Source organism: Streptomyces sp. NPDC050422, assembly GCF_044458665.1.
Taxonomy (GTDB): Bacteria; Actinomycetota; Actinomycetes; order Streptomycetales; family Streptomycetaceae; genus Streptomyces.
In genome coordinates, this window is sequence record NZ_JBITIE010000009.1 from 209,027 (window position 1) to 226,567 (window position 17,541).

The window sequence follows — 17,541 nt, forward strand, 5'->3', positions numbered from 1 at the left end:
CGGTGGCCGCGGATCGGATCAGGGGCGGTAGATGGTCCCCGGGACCGGCTCGGCGGGCGCCATCAGCTGCGGGACGGTGACGAAGGTGTAGCCGCGCTTCTTCAGCTCCTCGATGATGCCGGGCACCGCGGGTACCGAGCCCTTGTAGATGTCGTGCAGCAGGATGATGCCGTCCTTGCTCGCCTGGTCGAGTATCCGCTTCTTGATCAGCGCGGAGTCGGTCGTCGAGTAGTCCTTGGCGGTGGCGCTCCACAGGATCTGGGAGAGCCCGAGGTCCTTGCTGATCTCGGAGACGGTGTCGTCGGTGCGGCCCTGCGGCGGGCGCATCAGACGAGGCTTCTTGCCGGTGATCGCCTCGATCGCGTCCTGCGTCTTCTCCAGCTCGGCGCGTATCTCCGCGGGCTTCTTGTCCGTCAGGATCTCGTGCGACCAGGTGTGGTTGGCGACCTCGTGCCCCTCCGCCTCGATCCGGCGGACGGTCTCGGGGTGCTTCTTCACATGGTTCTTGCCCAGCAGGAAGAAAGTCGCGTGGACCTTCTCCTTCTTGAGGATGTCCAGCAGGTGGGGGGTGTCCTCGGCCGGACCCGCGTCGAAGGTGAGGGCTATGCACTTCGCCTTGCGGCAGTCCACCGGGCCGAACGATCCCTTGGCGTCCGAGCCCGCGTCGCCGCGGGCGGATCCGGGGGCCGTGGTCTCCATCGAGCAGCCGCTCAGCGTCAGCGTGAGCGCCGTCACAAGAGCGACGGCCAACCCCGTACCGATCGACTTCGTCCTACTGGGCAAGGCAGGTCACTCCCTCGTTGCTTACCTCGCACTTACGTGCGAGCTGCAAGGAATATACACAGCGCGTATACATGCGGTGTATAGGGGGGTGGCGTGAGGCCGGTCAGGGGCCTCCGTTCCTGGTCGGAGGCGTTGGGCAAGGCAAAGCCCGGCGACGGGATGCGTCACCGGGCTCCGTGGGGAAGGGCCGAGCGGTCGGCGGCTAGCCGTTGGCCAGTGCCTGTACGCGGTCGAGGGCGCCGTTGAAGTGGTTGTGGTCGCCCACCGTCGGGCCGGACGAGGTGTACTGCCAGATCGTGTAGAAGCCCCAGCCGGCCGGGAGCGTTCCGACCGTGGTGTTGTAGCGGGCCACCCACAGCGGGTTGGTGGCGCCGAAGCTCGCGTTGTTGCCCGTGCAGGACTGCCACCAGCTGGTCGCGGTGTAGATGACCGCATCGCGTCCGGTGCGCGCTTTGTAGGTGTTCACGAAGTCACGGATCCAGGAGACCATCCCGGCCGCGGTCTTGCCGTAGCACTGCGCGCCGTACGGGTTCCACTCGATGTCGAGCACGCCGGGCAGCGTCTTGCCGTCCTTGGACCAGCCGCCCCCGTGGTCCACGAAGTAGTTGGCCTGGGTGGCGCCGCTCGTCGTGTCCGGGGTGGCGAAGTGGTACGAGCCGCGGATCATCCCCACGTTGTACGAGCCGTTGTACTGCTGGGCGAAGTCCTCGTTCGTGTAGTACGTGCCTTCGGAGGCCTTGACGTAGGCCCACTTGACGCCGCTGTTCCAGAGCGTCGACCAGGCCACGGCGTTCTGGTGGCCGCTCACGTCCACGCCTTCGGTCTGGACGGCGCGGGTGGTGGGCAGGCCGCCCTGGCCGTCGTGGGCGACGACGCCCATGCCCATGGTGGCCGTGCCCCGGGCGGGTTTCGTGGGGTCCCCCGCAGTCGGGGCCGCGCCGGCGGCGCCGGGCAGGGCGACGAGGAGGGAGAGCGCTGCGAGCAGAGTTCCCGCTGCGGCGAACCGCGAGCGACGGGCTGTCTTGGAGCCGGATCTGTGCACGGGCATGTGCGTGCCTCCGAAGCCTTGGTGGGGGGAACTGCTGACCCGGGGAGCGTCGGACGCACCCCTGGCGGCATGCCGTGGTGTGAACATGCCATGCATGACGCTACGCACGTAGACCCGGGTGGCGGAAGAGGGCCTGGGCGGTGCCGTTGGTCTACTCCTGCGAAATACTGGCGGAGCTGCGGCGATGAGCGGCGGTGAAAGAAACTTTCATTGGTGGGAAAGCTCATGAGGGGTGTTGACGTGCACGGGAGCGAAAGCGGGAGTGAACCCGGCGCAACCGGAGGAAATGGTGTGGACCACGAATTCCTCGCCCTGGAACTGGAGTTGGCGGTCTTCTTGCGCCGCGCCCGGGCCAACTCCGGTGAAATGGCGCGTGAGGTGCACCCCGAGCTGGAGGCGGCGGCCTACGGACTCCTCGTACGCCTGGAGTCGGCCGGCCGTCAGCGGGCCACCGACCTCGCCTCGTACATCGGTGTCGGGAAGGCCACCATGAGCCGTCAACTGCGTGCCCTGGAAGACCTCGGACTGGTGGCGCGCGAGCCGGACCCCGCCGACGGGCGGGCCTTCCTCGTCCACCTCACGGACGAGGGCCTCGCCCGCTTCCGCAGTGTCCGGGACGCGCGCCGTGACCGCTATGTGCGCAAGCTCGCCGACTGGGACCGCGTCGAGGTGGCGGAGCTCGCCCGGCTCCTGCACCAGCTGAACGCCCGCGCCGAGGGCTGAGGCGGACCGCCGGGCACGCCGGGGCGGGCGAAGGCGGCGCGAGGACCGCGCAGGGCACGCCGGGGCGGGTCGCAGTCGCGCGTGGACCGCCGGGCGCGCCGGGGCGGTTCACAGCTGGGCGTAGACCGCCGTCGCGTCGTCGTGCCGCTTGCTCCGCCGCAGGTGCGTACGGTCGGTGTCCGCGTCCTCCAGGACCCGGACCCGGTCGATCAGCGCCTGCGGGCCCTCCTTGTGCAGCACTCCGAGGCAGGCCGCCCAGTCGCCCTCGCCGAACATCTCCGTCCAGCGGCTCGCCCCGTCCGTCATCGCGGCGACCGCCCGCACCTCGGCGCGTGGCGTCCGCCCGGTGACCGCGCGGCCGGCCACGGCCGGGTCGGCGGCGGCGGTGAAGAAGCCGCCCTCCCTGTTCCGCAGTGCGTCGGCGCTCGCCTCGGAGGCGAGCGAGCCCGGCGGCAGCCGGTCGAGCCGGTCGTCCAGCAGGGCGCGGACGGCGCCGCCCGGCGACTCGAACAGCAGCACCGAGTCGGACAGCACCAGGTGCTCGATCTCCGTCTCGTCCCAACGCACCATGACCACGGTTGCCTGTGGCGTGCGCACGTGAGAAAGGTCACACAGGGAACGGTGCGTGTCGGCGGTGCGCCGGATGGACTCCGCGAGGATCTCCCGCAGGGTCAGATCCCGCCGCGAACCCGACAGTTCGACCAGGGCCCCTCCGAGTCGCGCCGTGAACCAGGGGACGGAGTGCGCACAACCGTCGTCACCTCGGGGCGGGGTCACCCCGTCGAGCAGGACGAGCCCCCCACCCTGGCCGGAGGCGGGCAGGACGGTGGCCGTCCAGTCCTCGTTCGGGTGCCCGGCGAGACCGGGGGCGGTGGCGAGTTCGATGCGCATGCGGCAAGTTTGCACGATGCCTTCACGGAGCCTGCACGGACCGGGGATTGGCCCGTACCAGCAGGTCAGACGGGCCGTTGGAGCGGAACGAATCACTCCGGGAAGTGTGCGGGCGGGCATCCTGCCAAAGCCTGCCCCGAAGATCCAGCCGGGTGCCCAGGTGTGCTCTCGGGAGCCCGGGGGGAGACTTGTTCGCCAACTCCGGAGTGCGGTTCACTCGTTCGAGTGGCGGAGCGGTTGATGCACGCCCCCCTCTCAAAAGCACTGGAATGGTCAGAAGCCGTACCAGGGGTCGGGGCGCTCGTTCACGTGACCGGGCGTCACCTCTGCTTCAAGGGCGGACGAGTCGAGATTGCGAGCACCGGTGCAGAAGAAGCGGCCTCGGAGCAAGGGCAGCAAGCACAGCGGACCCGAGGTGGCGTCATCGGCGCCGGCTGAGAGCGGGCGCACCGTGCGCGTCCGCAGCCGGCTCGTCGCAGGCGTCGCGGTCGTCGGGATCACCGTCATAGCCGCGGGGGCACCGGCGGCGCTGAGCGCCTCCTCCGACCTGACCGACTCGCAGCGGCTGGTCACCCTCGCGGAGGTGAACCAGCAGGCCATCGCGCTCGCGCACTCCCTCGCCGACGAGCGCGACGAGGTCACTGCCTTCATCGCCGCCGGCCGGGAGGGCAGGCCCGGGTCGGCCAACGGCGCCGCGGGCAGCCGCAGCGCCCGGGTCGACCAACAGGTGGACGAGATCCGGGACGCGGCCTCCGCCGTGCTGCGCCGCGACCTCTCCACCATCCCCTCCCTGCGCCGCAACGCCATCAGCGGCAAAGGCACGGCGCTGGAGGCCCATCAGGCGTACTCCGAGGTCATCTCCAAGCTCCACGACCTCGCCGACGAACTCGCGGACAGCACGCCGCCGCGCGCCGCCGAGGCGGTCCGCGCCCCGCTCGCGCTCGGCCGGGCCACCGAGCAGGCCTCCGCCACCCGCGGGCTGCTGCTCGCCGCGCTCGCCGTCCCCCGCAAGGAACCGGCCGCCCCGCAGACCGACCCGTTCACGGGCCTGCCCGTCCAGACCGAGGATGAGGGCGAGACCAAGGAGGACCGCACCCGCGACGAGCTGAGCCGTGCCGCCCAGCAGTCCCGGGTCGGCGAGCTCTCCGCCCTCGCCGACTTCGACCAGGCCGCCGGTGCGAGCGCCCGCGACAAGCTGTCCACCACCGTCACCGGCCCCGAGGTCAACAGCGCGGACAAGTACCTCGCCTCACTCACCGATCGCCCCGAGCTCTCCGAGTCCGACCAGAAGGTCAGCAGCAAGAAGCTCCAGGCAGCGCTCTCCGCCCGGATCGACCGGATGCGGGGCGTCGAATCCGCCCTCGGCACCTCGCAGGTGCAGCGTCTCGGCCAGCTGCGCGACGACGACGTCACCGCGCTCGAGCTGCGGATCGCGCTGCTCGGCGGCTGTCTGCTCATCGCCGTCGGCGTCTCCACCGCCGTGGCCCGCACCCTCACGCAGCCGCTCGCCGTCCTGCGGATCGGTGCCGGCCGCCTCGCCGCCGAACCCGAGACGGCCGAACCGGTCCGTTACACCGGCCGCAACGACGAGTTCGCCCAGGTCGTCCGCTCCGTCAACGCCCTGCACGGCCGGCTGCACGGACTGCTCCACGAGTTCAACGGACGGTTCGAGAAGCTGGAGGGCGAGCGCGGCGAACTGATCGCGGGCCGCGAGGCCCTCACCCTCCAGCGCGCCGAACTCCAGGTCCACACCGCGGATCTGGCGGCGCAGCTGGAGAAGCTGAAGAACACCGTCCACCACACCTTCGTCAACCTGTCCCTGCGCACCCTCGGCCTCGTCGAGCGCCAGCTCGGCGTCATCGAGTCCCTGGAGGAGCGCGAGCAGGACCCGGAGCGGCTCGGCACGCTGTTCAAGCTCGACCACATGGCCACCGTCATGCGCCGCCACAGCGAGAACATGCTGGTCCTCGCCGGCGCCGAGCACGGACACGGGCACCCCGGGCCGATCCCGCTGGTCGACGTGGCGCGCGCCGCGGTCAGCGAGATCGAGCGGTACGAGCGGGTCACCATCCAGTCCCTGCCGCCGCACGCCCAGATCGCCGGGTTCGCCGCCGACGACCTCAGCCACCTCGTCGCCGAACTCCTGGAGAACGCCACCTCGTTCTCTCCGCCCGACTCCCATGTCCAGCTCTCCGGCTGGCTGCTGGAGACCGGAGAGGTGATGCTCTCCGTGCAGGACGAGGGCATCGGCATGTCGTCCGTACGGATGGGCGAGCTCAACACCCGTCTCGGCGACCCGTCGCTCTTCGAGGCGGGTGAGCAGAGCGCGGACGGGGCCGGTCTCGGTCTCCAGGTGACCTCGCTGCTGGCCGCACGCCACGGTGTACGGGTCCAGCTGCGGGAGCAGAAGGGCAGCGGGGTGACCGCGGTCGTCGTGCTGCCCCAGGCCCTGCTCCCGAAGGCGCCCCCGGCCGCGACCCCGCCGCCGGTCACGGCCCTGGGCGACGCGCCCACGCTGAACCTCCCCGGATCGGTCGCCGAGGCCAACTCCAACGCCCTGCCGCGCCGCACCCTCGCCCTGCCCGGTGACCCGCTGATCGCGGCCGCCGAGCAGACGATCGCCGAGCAGACGATCGCGGAGACCGGCACCACGGCCGCTCCCACGCCCGGCCCGCAGGCCGCCCCGGCCGAGGACCACACCCCGGTCGCCACCCCGGTCGTCCCCGACCACGCCCCTCCGGCCGCGCCGGAGCCGGAGGGCCCGCAGCAGCCCGGGCCCTCCCCGGTCTCCCCGGTCCCCGGGCCCGTGCGGCCCCCGGAGACCGAGGCCGAGACCACGATGCAGGTCCGGCTCCCGAGGGTGCCCGAGTTCGAGGACGTGCCCGAGTTCACGCACGCCCCCGCCTTCGGGGACGGCCCGGAGCCCACGACCGCCGCCGGCCCGTACGCCATCGGCCCCGACCGTCACGAGCGCACCGCCGACGAGGCCGGCCGGCCGGAGCCCGCTACGGCACCCGCCCCCGCCCCCGCCCCGGCACCCGCACCCGCCCCCGCCCCCGTCGCGAACCCGGTGGCAGACGCGCTGCCCGGGCCGCGCCACCCGGAGCCCGACCCGCAGCCGGCGCCCGAGCGGACCACCGACAAGGGGCTGCCCAAGCGCACCCCCAAGGTCGTCAAGCCCGCGTCTGCCCCCGCCCCCGAGCGCACGGGCAGCGTCGACAAGGAAGCCCTGCGCCGCCGGCTCGGCGGCTTCCACCAGGGCGCGAAGAACGGCCGCCGGGACGTCGAGGCGGAGATCGCCGAGACCACCGCCCCGGCCGCAGGCACCACACGTACCGAGCACACTGAGCCGGCAGGCCGTACCGATGGCCGAACCGGAGAGACGGGGGACACAGTCGAGGAGGCACGCAGTTGACTGCGCCCAGCACATTCGGGCTGAGTACCGAAGCCCGGAACCTTCACTGGTTGCTGAGCAATCTGGTGGAGGAGGTGCCAGGGGTCCACTCGGTCACCGTCGTCTCGTCCGACGGACTCATGCTGCTCTCCTCCGACCCCGGCCACCAGAACGCCAAGGGGGCAGGCCGGCAGGACGGCCCCCGGGGCTCCAGCGCCGATCTGGCGACCATCGTCTCCGGCATCGGCAGCCTCACCGTCGGCGCCGCGAAGCTGATGGACGGCGGCGGCGTCAAGCAGACCATGGTCGCCATGGACGAAGGCAGCGTCTTCGTCATGTCGATCAGCGACGGCTCGCTGCTCGGTGTGCACGCCACACCCGACTGCGACATGAGCGTCATCGCCTACCACATGGCGCTCTTCGTCGGCCGTGCCGGACACGTACTCACCCCCGAACTCCGCAGTGAGCTGCGCAAATCGATGGAGAGCGCCCAGTGATCCCCGCTGCTGCTGAACCCGCCCGCAGGCTCCCGGTGCGCGGGGCCGACAAACGGCCCGCGCGGGTGCGCCCGTACTCGCTCACCGGCGGCCGTACCCGCTTCGGCCACGTCCTGCTCGTCGAGACGTTCGTCGCCGCGCTCGAAGCCCCCGACGAGCGCCGCGAACTGACCAACGGCAACCTGGCCTCGCGCGTCATGCCGGAGCTCCAGGCCATCGTCGAGATCTGCCGCCGGATGCGTACCGTCGCGGAGATCTCCGCCCTGCTGAAGATGCCGCTCGGTGTGGTCAGGGTGCTGCTCAGCGACTTGGCCGACCAGGGAAAGATCCGCGTGTACGGAACCGGTCACGGCACCGGCCAGCCCGACCGCGCACTGCTCGAAAGGGTGCTCAATGGACTCCGTCGTCTCTGAGTCGCCGCTGTTCGCCCCGCGCCAGCCGGGGCCGAAGGACCAGGCCGAGGAATCGCTGCAGGCCTGGCAGCTCGACCGCACCAGGGCCCCGATCGCCACGAAGATAGTGGTCGCGGGCGGCTTCGGGGTGGGCAAGACCACCTTCGTGGGCTCGGTCTCCGAGATCACCCCGCTGAAGACCGAAGCGATGATGACCCAGGCCAGTGAGGAGACCGACGACCTCAGCGCGACGCCCGACAAGGTCACCACGACCGTCGCGATGGACTTCGGCCGTCTCACGCTCGACGACGACCTCGTGCTGTACGTCTTCGGCACACCGGGCCAGCAGCGCTTCTGGTTCATGTGGGACGACCTCGTGCGCGGCGCGATCGGCGCGGTCGTGATGGCCGACACCCGCCGGCTCGCCGACTGCTTCCCCGCACTCGACTACTTCGAGAGCTGCGGACTGCCGTACATCGTGGCCGTCAACCACTTCGAGGGCACACCCGGGTTCGAGGCCGAAGACGTCCGGGAGGCCCTGACCGTCCCTCCGCACGTGCCAGTTGTGATCATGGACGCGCGTAACAGGATCACCGTCGTCGAGTCGCTGCTGGCCCTGGTGGGCCACGCTCTCGACAACACCCCGGCCTAGGGCGTGTTTCGAAAGTCCCGCCTGCCGGGCGGCGTCTGGCACGCACGCTCGCGGCGTCAAACTGCCGTCAGACGCCGCGCGGCCGCCCTTCGGGCGACGACGGCAGTTTGACGCCAGGCCCTAGCTACACACAACGGAGAACCGCGATGCGGAAGATACTCATAGTCGGAGCCGGTCAGTCCGGGCTCCAGCTCGCCCTCGGACTGCAGTCCAGAGGCTACGAAGTCACCCTGATGTCCAACCGCACGGCCGACGAGATCCGCTCCGGCCGGGTCATGTCGACGCAGTGCATGTTCCACACCGCGCTCCAGTACGAGCGGGACTACCAGCTCAACTTCTGGGAGTCCCAGGCCCCGCGCATCGAGGGCCTCGGCGTCTCGGTCGCCGCGCCCGACTCCTCGCGCGCCGTCGACTGGGTCGGCAAGCTGGACGGCTTCGCCCAGTCCGTCGACCAGCGCGTGAAGATGGCCGGCTGGATGGACACCTTCGCCCAGCGCGGCGGACAGCTCGTCATCCACGGTGCGGCCGTGTCCGACCTGGACTACTTCTCCCGCACCTACGACCTGGTGATGGTCTCGGCCGGCAAGGGCGAGCTGGTGTCCATGTTCGGCCGGGACGCGTCCCGTTCGCCGTACGACGCCCCGCAGCGCGCCCTGGCCGTCGCGTACGTCCACGGCATGGGACCGCGCCCCGAGCACCCCGAGTTCGACGCGGTCCGCTGCAACCTGGTCCCGGGCGTCGGCGAGCTCTTCGTGATGCCGACCCTGACCACGTCCGGCCGCGCCGACATCCTGTTCTGGGAGGGCGTCCCGGGCGGCCCGATCGACGCCTTCCAGGGCATCAAGGACCCCTCGGAGCACCTCGCCAAGACGCTGGAGCTCATGGAGAAGTTCACCCCGTGGGAGTACGCGCGCGCCACCAAGGTCGAACTGACCGACGCCAACGGCACCCTGGCGGGCCGTTACGCCCCGACCGTCCGCAAGCCGATCGGCCGGCTCCCCGGCGGCGGTCTCGTGCTCGGTGTGGCGGACGTGGTCGTCGCCAACGACCCGATCACCGGCCAGGGCTCCAACTCGGCCTCCAAGTGTGCGAACGCCTACCTGGACTCGATCATCGAGCACGGCGACGGGGAGTTCGACGCGGCGTGGATGCAGTCCACGTTCGACCGCTACTGGGACACCGCCCAGCACGTCACGAAGTGGACTAACGCGATGCTCGGCGTCCCGCCGGAGCACGTGCTGAACCTGATCGGCGCCGGCGTTCAGCTCCAGCCGGTCGCCGACCGCTTCGCCAACGGGTTCAACGACCCGGCGGACTTCGAGAACTTCTTCTACGAGCCGGAGAAGACGAACGCCTACCTCGCCTCGGTCGCGGGTCCGGCCGCCTGAACGCCCCGTACCCCCTGAACGCACCGGCCGGGCCGGGCACCGCCGGTCCTCCGGCGCGCCCGGCCCGGCCGATGCGTCGCTGCGCGCTACTCGCCGGGCGCCGACGTGTCGCCGTACCCCTCGTCGGAGCCCTCGGAGGCCCCTTCGGGAAGCTTCGGCGTCCTGTACGTGGTCAGCGGCGCGCTCTCCGGATCGGGCCGGACAGCGCCCAGCAGCGGATTCGACGCCACGGGTGAGACCTTGACCCGGGAGCCGGGGCGCGGTGCCTGCACCACCAGGCCGTTGCCGATGTACAGCGCCACGTGCGTGGCCGTCGGGAAGTAGACCACCAGATCGCCCGGCCGCAGGGCGCTCACCGCCACCTTCCGCAGCTGTCGCCACTGCTCCTGCGAGGTGCGGGGGATGGTGCGGCCGGCGCTGGCCCAGGCCTGCGAGGTGAGCCCCGAGCAGTCGAACGAGCCCGGCCCCTCCGCGCCCCACACATACGGCTTGCCGATCTGCTCGATCGCGTACCGGACCGCCTCGCCGCCCTGCGCGGTCGCCGGCCGGGCCGAGGAGAGGGCGCCCGAGGCGACCAGGGCGTCCTGGGCCTTGTCCGTACCCTCCTGTTCGAGGCGGGAGAGTTCGGCGAGCTGGTCCGCCGAGAGTGTGGCGAGCAGCCCCTCGACCTGTTTCAGCCGCTCCTGGACCGTGTCGCGTTCCTTCTTCTGCCGCGTCGCCAGGACCTGTTGCCGGTCCAGGGCCTTGCGGGATGCCTTCGCCAGGTCGTCGGCACGCTTCTCGGCGCCGCCGAGGCGTTTCATGGTCGCCACCCGGCCCGCGGCCAGCCGCTGGACGACCTGGCCCTGGTCCAGGGCGTACTCGGGATCGCGCATCAGCAGCAGCCGCAGATACGCGGAGAGCTCGGACCGGCCCTGGTACTGCTCACGGGCCAGCTGCCCGGCGGCGTCGCGGCTGCGGGAGAGCGAGAGCCGGGCGGTGACGAGCGCGGAGTCCAGCTTCTTCGCCTCCGCGGTCCGCTTCTTCAGCTCGGCCGCCGTCCCGTTGTAGGTCTCGGTGGCCTCCTCGGTCTGCTGGTACAGCCGCTGGAGTTCGTTCAGCAGTCCGGCGACGCTGCCGGGCGCCGCCTCGGGACCGGCTGCCGGGGCGGCGGGGCCATCGGAGCTCTCGGTGCTCGGCGACGGGGCCGGTGAGGGGGCCGCGACGGCTGCGGCCGGTGAGGTCACGACGACGGCGGCCAGCGCCGCCGTGCCGAAGGAGCGCAGGAGTTTGCCCGACACGACACCACCTCCGAAACGGGGCGAATCGTGCGACTACCCCATGAGTGAGCGCAATTCCTCCATACGCTCACTCGCCGTCAGGTGATGCAAGAACCTCCGGGTGTGGCGGTGGCCCGATTCCCCCGGAAGGCGGCGGTCCGGGCCCGCACCGGCCCGGCGACCGCACCGGCCCGGCGACCGCACCGGCCCGGCGACCGCACCGGCCCGTCGGCCGCACCGGTCAGGCGACCGCACCGCCCGTCGGCCGCACCGGTCAGGCGACCGCACCGCCCGTCGGCCGCACCGGTCAGGCGACCGGGAACGCGTAGACCACGCGGTCGCGCCGGACGACCGCGGTCTTCCCGTAGGCCAGCACCTGGTACCGGGCGGTGACCGTCGCCCCCTTCGGGTCCTGGGCCCCGATGTCCTGGAACTTCCAGAGCCGCCGCCCGTCGGCCGCCGCGAACGCGGTGACCTGCCCGGGGTCCGCCGCGAACAGCGTGCTGCCCGAGCCGCTGACCGTGACCGTGGGAGTCGATCCCTTGACCACCGACTCCGTGGACCGCCGCCAGCGCAGCCGCCCGGTCTCCCGGTCGACCACGCCCACTTCCTGGTTGCCGTTGGTGGTGTGCAGCAGCCCACCGGCCTCGACGGAGGTTCCGAAGAAGGAACCCGAGGTGCCGTTCAGCGTCCACTTCGGCCGGCCACCGGGGGTCTCGAAGGCCCGCAGGTCGTCGCCGACCGCCGCGTACAGCACCCCGTCCGCGTCTCCCACGGCTGCCGCGTCGGGGGCGACCGTGCCGATGGCCTTGGCCCACTGCTGCTTCCCGGTCTGCCGGTCGAAGCTGCGGAAGAGGGCCTTGCCCTTGGCCGCCTTCACGTCGGCGGGGGTGAGCGTCAGCCGGTCCTGGCGCACGACGACGGCGTCCGGGCGGATCGCCACCAGGCGGTGGACGGGCGCGATCGGACCGCGGCCGGTGGGCACGGGCGTCCGCCACAGCTCCTTGCGCTGCTCGATGTCGTACCCGAACAGATAGGACTTGACGACCTGCCGGTCCTTGCCGGGCTTCTTGCCCTTCTTGGGCTTGGGGGCCTTCACGGTGACCTCGTGCGAGCCGGTGAACCAGAGGTGCGCACCGGACGATCCGACGAGCGTGCGCACCGAGAGGTGCGGAGCGCCCTCGAACCCGTCGGCGTACGCCACCCGGTGGGCCGGCCGGCCGTCCTTCGCGGACAGCCACAGGAACTCGGACGGGCCGGCGACGAAGACGAACTCCTTGCCGGCGGCCAGGGCGGCCTGGCCCTTGGCGGCGTCCGGGCTCTCCCAGATCCGGCGCCCGGTGCTCAGATCGACGGCGGACGCATGGGTCTCGCCGGTCAGCACCAGCAGCCGTTCGTTCCAGAGGGTGGCGGTGAGGGGGGCCGGTTCGGCCGCCGGGTGGGTGTAGACCCAGCGCGGCTGCGGGGGCAGCCCGGCGACGACCGGCCGGCTGGGGCTCGGTGCGGGCTTCGCGTCGACCGTGGGCTCGGCGTCGTCACCGGAGCCGAGCGCGAGGACCCCGCCGCCCCCGACGAGGAGGCCGGCGGCTCCGGCGGCGGCCCCGATCAGCAGGGTGCGGCGGTCGACGGCGGTACGCCCGGCGGGGGCCGGGGGAGTGGCGACGGGGAGGAGCGCGACGGGTCCGGGGGCGGGCAGCGCCGGCGGGTGCGGGGCCGCAGGCGCGGCGGGGATGCCGGCCGGCTGCCCCTGCAGCTGCATGGACTGCCCGGGTGGCAGGGGCGGTCCGGGTGGCAGGGCGAGCTGGGTGGTCGCGCGGTCGGGCCGGGGGGCCTGGTGGTCGATGACCCCCAACTGTGCGGTCCGGGTGTCGCGATGGGGCGGCGGCGGGGGCGTGGCGTCCTGTACGTCGGAGGCGTCCGCCAGGGCCACCGTGCCCCCGTCGGCGGCGTCCACCACGGCCGCCGGTTCCCGTACCCGCGCACTCTGTTCGGCCAGGGCGGCCGTCAGCGGCTCGGGCAGCCAGCCGCCCTTGGCCAGTCCGGCCGCACCCTCCAGCGCCAGCTCCGCCGCCACCGAGCCCGCGGTGGGGCGGTCGGCCGGGTCCTTCGCCAGGCAGCGGGCGACCAGTTCACGCAGTTCGTCCGGCACGGCGTCCAGCCGGGGGTCGGTGTGGGCGATCCGCTCCGCGGCCTCGTCGGCCGGACCCTCCGCCAGCGGGGTGCTGCCCGTCGCCGCGTACGCGAGGAGCAGGCCCAGCACGAAGAGGTCGGAGGCGGGTCCGGCCTCCTGGCCCGCGACCTGCTCCGGGGTCAGATAGCCGAGGCGTACGGAGAGCTGGCCGCCCGGCCGCGCCTCGGCGTCGGCCGCCGCGCCCAGCGGCCCGAACGCGGTGAGCCGCGGCCCGTCCTCGGCCAGCAGCACCGTCCTGGGGGCGAGACCCTGCAGCACGGCCCCCGTCGCATGGACCCGGGAGAGCGTCTCGGCGATGCCCGCGCCCAGTATCCGCACGGCACGCTCGGGGAGCGGCCCGGCGAGGTCGACCGCCTCGGCGAGGGTCAGCGCCGGTACGTACGCCGAGGCCGTCCACAGCAGGTCGTCGTCCTCGGGCCCGTCGGCCGGGGTGGCCGGCCGTGCCTCCACCCAGCGGCCCGCCAGCCGCTCGGCGGTACGCGCCTCCGCGAGGAACCGCCGCCGGAACGCCGGCAGTGCGGCCAGTGCCGGCCGGGCCGCGGTGATCACGACGAAGCCGTCGGGGGCCGAACCGTGCGCGAGGTACTGGACCGCGGCGGCCGTCTCACGGAACCGCACCAGCGCGGTGTACGGGCCGAAACGGCGTGGATCGTCCTGACGCAGCGCCTCCATGGCGCACCCCCTTGTTGCCGTCCCTCGGACCGTCGATCTTAGAGTGTTCGGCCCGGGGCCCATTCCGCCCGGACCTCTTACCCCTGCTTCGACCAGGGCCACTTGGGGCGGTGGCGTTCACGGCCGTCCGGGGCGTACTCGTACACCCAGCCCCGCTGGATCCCCAGCCGCTTGGTGTACCCGGACGGGACCCGCCGGTAGGCGTACACGGTGGCCGGTCCGCCGTCGTCGGCCGGGACCGGGACCTCGTACCACTTGGGCGGGTGGCCGGTCGCGCCGACGAGGACGGGCAGGACGCGCCCGTCCAGCGGGCCGCCGGTGAAGGGGGTGTTCTCGCTTCTCACCGCCCCAGTCTGACCGATCAGCCGGGCGGCAGCAGATGCTCCGCCGCGCCGATCAGCGGCGACAGCCGGTCCGCCAGCCGGCCGGCAGGGCCCGCCGCGGTCTCCAGCGGCAGCAGTTCGGCCACCGCGGACGCCGTCTCCGGGTCCGTGGCCGCGGTGACGGCGAGGAGCCCGATGAACTGGTCGACGAGCCAGTCGCGCAGGTCGGACGCGGCCGGCTGCTTCCCCTCGTCCAGCCAGATCAACGACGCGGCCTCGACCGCGGCGATCCAGGTGCGCACCATCATCCGCAGCCGCGGCGCGGGTTCGCTGTCGGCGCCCCGGCCCAGGTGCAGGAGGATCTGCTCGGCGGCCGCCCGGCGCACCTCGTCGACGATCGTGCTCGTACGGGACGTCTCGGCGACGCTGCCGCCGCGCAGCAGGGCGCTGAAGCCGGCGTCGTGCTCGTCGACGAAGGCGAGATAGCGGTCGAGGACGCGCGTCACCCGTTCCGTGGGCGGGCCCACGGCCGGTTCGGCGAAGCACAGCTTCAGCTGGTCGGCGGCGGACCTGAGCGCCGCCTCGTACAACTGCTGACGGCCGCCGGGGAAGTAGCGGTAGACCAGCGGGCGCGACACCCCGGCCACCGTCGCGACCTCGTCGAGCGAGACCTCGTCGGGGGCCCGGTGCGCGAAGAGGGTGAGCGCCGCGCCGAGGAGCTGGGTACGCCGTTCCTCGACGCTGAGCCTTCGGTACGCACGGGTCGGCGGCGCGGCTGCGGCAGGGGTCATACCTGGCAGCCTAAGCGCTGATGCTGTCAGGCCAGCAGGCCCGAGCTCTTCCACAGTCTGCGTCCCACCCCGCCCAGAACACCGATGTCGTCGAAGAAGTCCGTCAGCCGCTTGGCCCCGGACTGCATGACCTCCGCCCGGTGACCACTGGCCTTCACCTGGGCCACGGCCTCCTGCCGGTCCAGGCCGACGTTCTCGTACACCTGCGGGTTGACGAAGCAGACGGAGAAGACGCGGGCCGCCTCCCCGCAGCTCACCCGGGTCAGCTCGCGCTCCCAGCGCGGGGCCGTCACCATCTGGCGGCGCAACTCCTCGCGGGCGTACCGGACGTGGCGCGCCTCCTCGACGACGTGGATGCGGGTCACGCCGCGCACCAGGGTCTGGACGCGCTCGTCGGGGAAGGTCAGGCGCTGCATCCAGTCGAGGATCTCCTCGCCGAGCAGTGTCGCCGCGAACGAACCGGGCGTCGTGGAGACGGTCTTCAGGACCCGGGCGAGGTTGTGGTACCTGCGGGGAACGGGGTAGCAGGGGGCCCCGCTCCAGGTGATCATCCGGCCGAACATCATCGAGTGCCGGCACTCGTCGGCTATCTCGGTGAGCGCGTAGCGGACGTGGTTGCTGACCACGGGCTTGTCGTAGATGTGGCGGACCAGCAGCTGCATGAGGATGATCTCGAACCAGATGCCGAGCGAGGCGAGCGAGGCGGCCTCGTGGCGGGCCAGGTCCTGCCGCTGCTCCAGCGACATCCTCCTCCACATCGGGGTGTCGTAGAGGGAGATGAGCTCGGGCGGCCAGAACCACTTGCCGTCCTCGGCCGCCGCGTCCCAGTCGAGCTCCTTGTCCGGGTCGAAGGAGTGCTTGGCGGAGGCCTCCAGGAGCCGTTCGGCGATCTGCTCGCGGTCGCGGAGCGGGCCGAGTGCGTCGCGGAGCAACTGCACATCGCGTTCGGTCACGGTCGTCATGGCTGGACGTGCCTCTCCCCTGGGTTACCGACGGTCACCCACTATGAGACTGCCTGTCAGCAAGGCCGTCAATCCCTTGCGCGCGACTTGTTGACCCGGCGTCTACCAACGTGTGAACCTGCCAACTGAGCCAGGAGTCAGGTGACTTACCGAGGCCCTGAGAGGCGAAGGAGCCGTCCGTGTCGACACACGACCTCTACACCACCGCCCCCGAGCAGCCGCTGTGGACGGTGCCCGCCTCGGGCGCCGCCCGGTTCAGCTGGGACTACGACGACGGCCGCGAGCGGCTCCTCGCCCTCTACCAGAAGGGCAAGGACAAGCAGTGGGACGGCAACAAGCGCATCGACTGGAGCATCGAGGTCGACCCCACGGACCCGCTCGGCACCCCCGACGAGGCACTCACCCTGTACGGCACCCCGCACTGGGCGAAGATGACCGAGAACGACCGGGGAGAGCTGCGCAAGCACTACACCTCCTGGCAGTTCAGCCAGTTCCTGCACGGTGAGCAGGGCGCCATGGTCTGCGCCGCCCGGATCGTGGAGTCCGTCCCCGACCTGGACGCCAAGTTCTACTCCGCGACCCAGACCATGGACGAGGCCAGGCACGCGGAGATCTACAGCCGGTTCCTGCACGAGAAGGTCGGGATGCTGTACCCGGTCAACGACAACCTCCAGGGGCTGCTCGGCGACACTCTGCGCGACTCGCGCTGGGACATGCCCTACCTCGGCATGCAGGTCCTCATCGAGGGCCTGGCCCTGGCCGCGTTCGGCATGATCCGCGACACCACGACCCAGCCGCTGCCCAAGCAGATCCTCGCGTACGTCATGCAGGACGAGGCCCGCCACGTCGCCTTCGGCCGGATGGCGCTGCGCGACTACTACAAGCAGCTGAGCGACGCCGAACTGCGCGAACGCGAGGAGTTCGTCATCGAGGGCTGCTACCTGATGCGCGACCGGCTCAGCGGGGTCGAGGTGCTGGAGAACTTCGGCATCGCCAAGCAGGAGGCGAAGGACCTCTCCGAGCACTCGGAGTTCCTCCAGCTCTTCCGCAAGCTGCTGTTCAGCCGCATCGTCCCATGCGTCAAGGACATCGGCCTGTGGGGCGAGCGCCTCCAGAAGGCGTACGTCGACATGGGCGTCTTCGACCTCGGCGACTCGAACCTGGACCTGCTGATGGCGCAGGACGAGGAGATAGCCGAGCAGCTGGACCGGGAGCGCTTCGAGGTGGAGGAGCAGGAACGGGTCGCGGAGGTGGCGGAGGCGATAGCGGAGGGCGGACAGGGCCAGTAGGCCCGGCCGGGCCCCGGCCACCGCCGCCCGTCGAGGAGTTCGCGTGCCGCGTCGAGATGGCCGGCGTGGCACGCGGTCTCGGTGATGACGTGCGGCAGGACGTCCCGCAGCGTGTGCAGATGCGGTGCGCCGAACTGGTCGTGGGGCCACCACGCCAGGGGTGCGTCTGCCACGGCCGAGGTGATGACGGCGTCCGCGAGCGCCGTCTCCTCGCGATAGCGGCCGAGGACCTCGGCAGCGTTGGCCCCGGGGTCCACCTGCCAGGCGCCGAAATCCGGTGTACGGT

At 71.8% G+C, this 17,541-nt stretch carries 15 protein-coding genes and 1 pseudogene; 7 read left to right on the forward strand and 9 right to left on the reverse strand.

Translation table 11 applies throughout. The features are described from left to right. Positions 1–18 precede the first annotated feature (18 nt). Both ACIBJG_RS16195 and ACIBJG_RS16200 read right to left on the reverse strand, forming a co-directional pair. Positions 19–699, reverse strand: a complete 681-nt coding sequence (locus ACIBJG_RS16195) for a polysaccharide deacetylase family protein (protein ID WP_399308277.1) — start codon at positions 697–699, stop codon at positions 19–21. 286 nt (positions 700–985) lie between these two features. Beyond that, positions 986–1,831 carry a lysozyme gene (locus ACIBJG_RS16200; protein WP_399308140.1) on the reverse strand — a complete coding sequence of 282 codons (846 nt, stop codon included), beginning with the start codon at positions 1,829–1,831 and terminating at the stop codon, positions 986–988. Between the two features lie 225 nt (positions 1,832–2,056). Between ACIBJG_RS16200 and ACIBJG_RS16205 the strand changes: the two genes are divergently transcribed. After that, positions 2,057–2,554, forward strand: a complete 498-nt coding sequence (locus ACIBJG_RS16205; protein WP_399308142.1) for a MarR family winged helix-turn-helix transcriptional regulator — start codon at positions 2,057–2,059, stop codon at positions 2,552–2,554. 108 nt (positions 2,555–2,662) lie between these two features. On the opposite strand, the gene ACIBJG_RS16210 is transcribed toward ACIBJG_RS16205, so the two are convergent. Next, a complete protein-coding gene (locus ACIBJG_RS16210) occupies positions 2,663–3,445 on the reverse strand; it encodes a protein phosphatase 2C domain-containing protein (protein WP_399308144.1) in 783 nt (260 codons plus the stop codon). Between the two features lie 364 nt (positions 3,446–3,809). On the opposite strand from ACIBJG_RS16210, the gene ACIBJG_RS16215 reads away from it, so the two are divergent. From ACIBJG_RS16215 to ACIBJG_RS16235, 5 genes are all read left to right on the forward strand, one after another. Then, positions 3,810–6,860 (forward strand): nitrate- and nitrite sensing domain-containing protein, encoded by a 3,051-nt coding sequence (locus ACIBJG_RS16215; protein WP_399308278.1) that lies wholly within the window; start codon positions 3,810–3,812, stop codon positions 6,858–6,860. Next, positions 6,857–7,336, forward strand: a complete 480-nt coding sequence (locus tag ACIBJG_RS16220) for a roadblock/LC7 domain-containing protein (protein ID WP_399308145.1) — start codon at positions 6,857–6,859, stop codon at positions 7,334–7,336. Before ACIBJG_RS16215 ends, ACIBJG_RS16220 begins: the two co-directional genes overlap by 4 nt. Continuing rightward, the gene (locus ACIBJG_RS16225) at positions 7,333–7,749 is read left to right on the forward strand and encodes a DUF742 domain-containing protein (protein WP_326738732.1); all 417 of its coding nucleotides are present in this window, start codon (positions 7,333–7,335) and stop codon (positions 7,747–7,749) included. The genes ACIBJG_RS16220 and ACIBJG_RS16225 overlap by 4 nt, the downstream gene beginning before the upstream one ends. Beyond that, the gene (locus ACIBJG_RS16230) at positions 7,730–8,380 is read left to right on the forward strand and encodes an ATP/GTP-binding protein (protein WP_389055167.1); all 651 of its coding nucleotides are present in this window, start codon (positions 7,730–7,732) and stop codon (positions 8,378–8,380) included. The genes ACIBJG_RS16225 and ACIBJG_RS16230 overlap by 20 nt, the downstream gene beginning before the upstream one ends. 146 nt (positions 8,381–8,526) lie before the next feature. Continuing rightward, the gene (locus tag ACIBJG_RS16235; RefSeq protein ID WP_399308147.1) at positions 8,527–9,768 is read left to right on the forward strand and encodes a styrene monooxygenase/indole monooxygenase family protein; all 1,242 of its coding nucleotides are present in this window, start codon (positions 8,527–8,529) and stop codon (positions 9,766–9,768) included. 86 nt (positions 9,769–9,854) lie between these two features. Here ACIBJG_RS16235 and ACIBJG_RS16240 read toward each other — a convergent pair whose 3' ends face one another. The 5 genes from ACIBJG_RS16240 to ACIBJG_RS16260 all read right to left on the reverse strand — a co-directional run bounded on the left by ACIBJG_RS16240 (position 9,855) and on the right by ACIBJG_RS16260 (position 15,966). Beyond that, positions 9,855–11,048, reverse strand: coding sequence for an NlpC/P60 family protein (locus ACIBJG_RS16240; protein ID WP_399308149.1), 1,194 nt, complete (start codon positions 11,046–11,048; stop codon positions 9,855–9,857). Positions 11,049–11,334: 286 nt separating this feature from the next. Beyond that, the gene (locus ACIBJG_RS16245) at positions 11,335–13,890 is read right to left on the reverse strand and encodes a PQQ-binding-like beta-propeller repeat protein (protein ID WP_399308150.1); all 2,556 of its coding nucleotides are present in this window, start codon (positions 13,888–13,890) and stop codon (positions 11,335–11,337) included. A 77-nt stretch (positions 13,891–13,967) separates the two neighbouring features. Next, complete coding sequence (locus ACIBJG_RS16250; protein WP_399308152.1) at positions 13,968–14,234, reverse strand: hypothetical protein; 267 nt, start codon at positions 14,232–14,234, stop codon at positions 13,968–13,970. 17 nt (positions 14,235–14,251) lie between these two features. Further along, on the reverse strand, positions 14,252–15,004 hold the full coding sequence (locus ACIBJG_RS16255; RefSeq protein WP_399308153.1) for a TetR/AcrR family transcriptional regulator: 753 nt from the start codon (positions 15,002–15,004) through the stop codon (positions 14,252–14,254). A gap of 26 nt (positions 15,005–15,030) precedes the next feature. Further along, positions 15,031–15,966 carry a diiron oxygenase gene (locus ACIBJG_RS16260; protein ID WP_399308154.1) on the reverse strand — a complete coding sequence of 312 codons (936 nt, stop codon included), beginning with the start codon at positions 15,964–15,966 and terminating at the stop codon, positions 15,031–15,033. Between the two features lie 179 nt (positions 15,967–16,145). Here ACIBJG_RS16260 and ACIBJG_RS16265 point away from each other — a divergent pair, with 179 nt between their 5' ends. Further along, a complete protein-coding gene (locus tag ACIBJG_RS16265) occupies positions 16,146–17,255 on the forward strand; it encodes a ferritin-like domain-containing protein (RefSeq protein ID WP_399308155.1) in 1,110 nt (369 codons plus the stop codon). Positions 17,256–17,293: 38 nt separating this feature from the next. On the opposite strand, the pseudogene ACIBJG_RS16270 reads toward ACIBJG_RS16265, so the two are convergent. Further along, a pseudogene (locus ACIBJG_RS16270) lies at positions 17,294–17,512 on the reverse strand (DUF664 domain-containing protein); the annotation flags it as partial. Positions 17,513–17,541 lie beyond the last annotated feature (29 nt).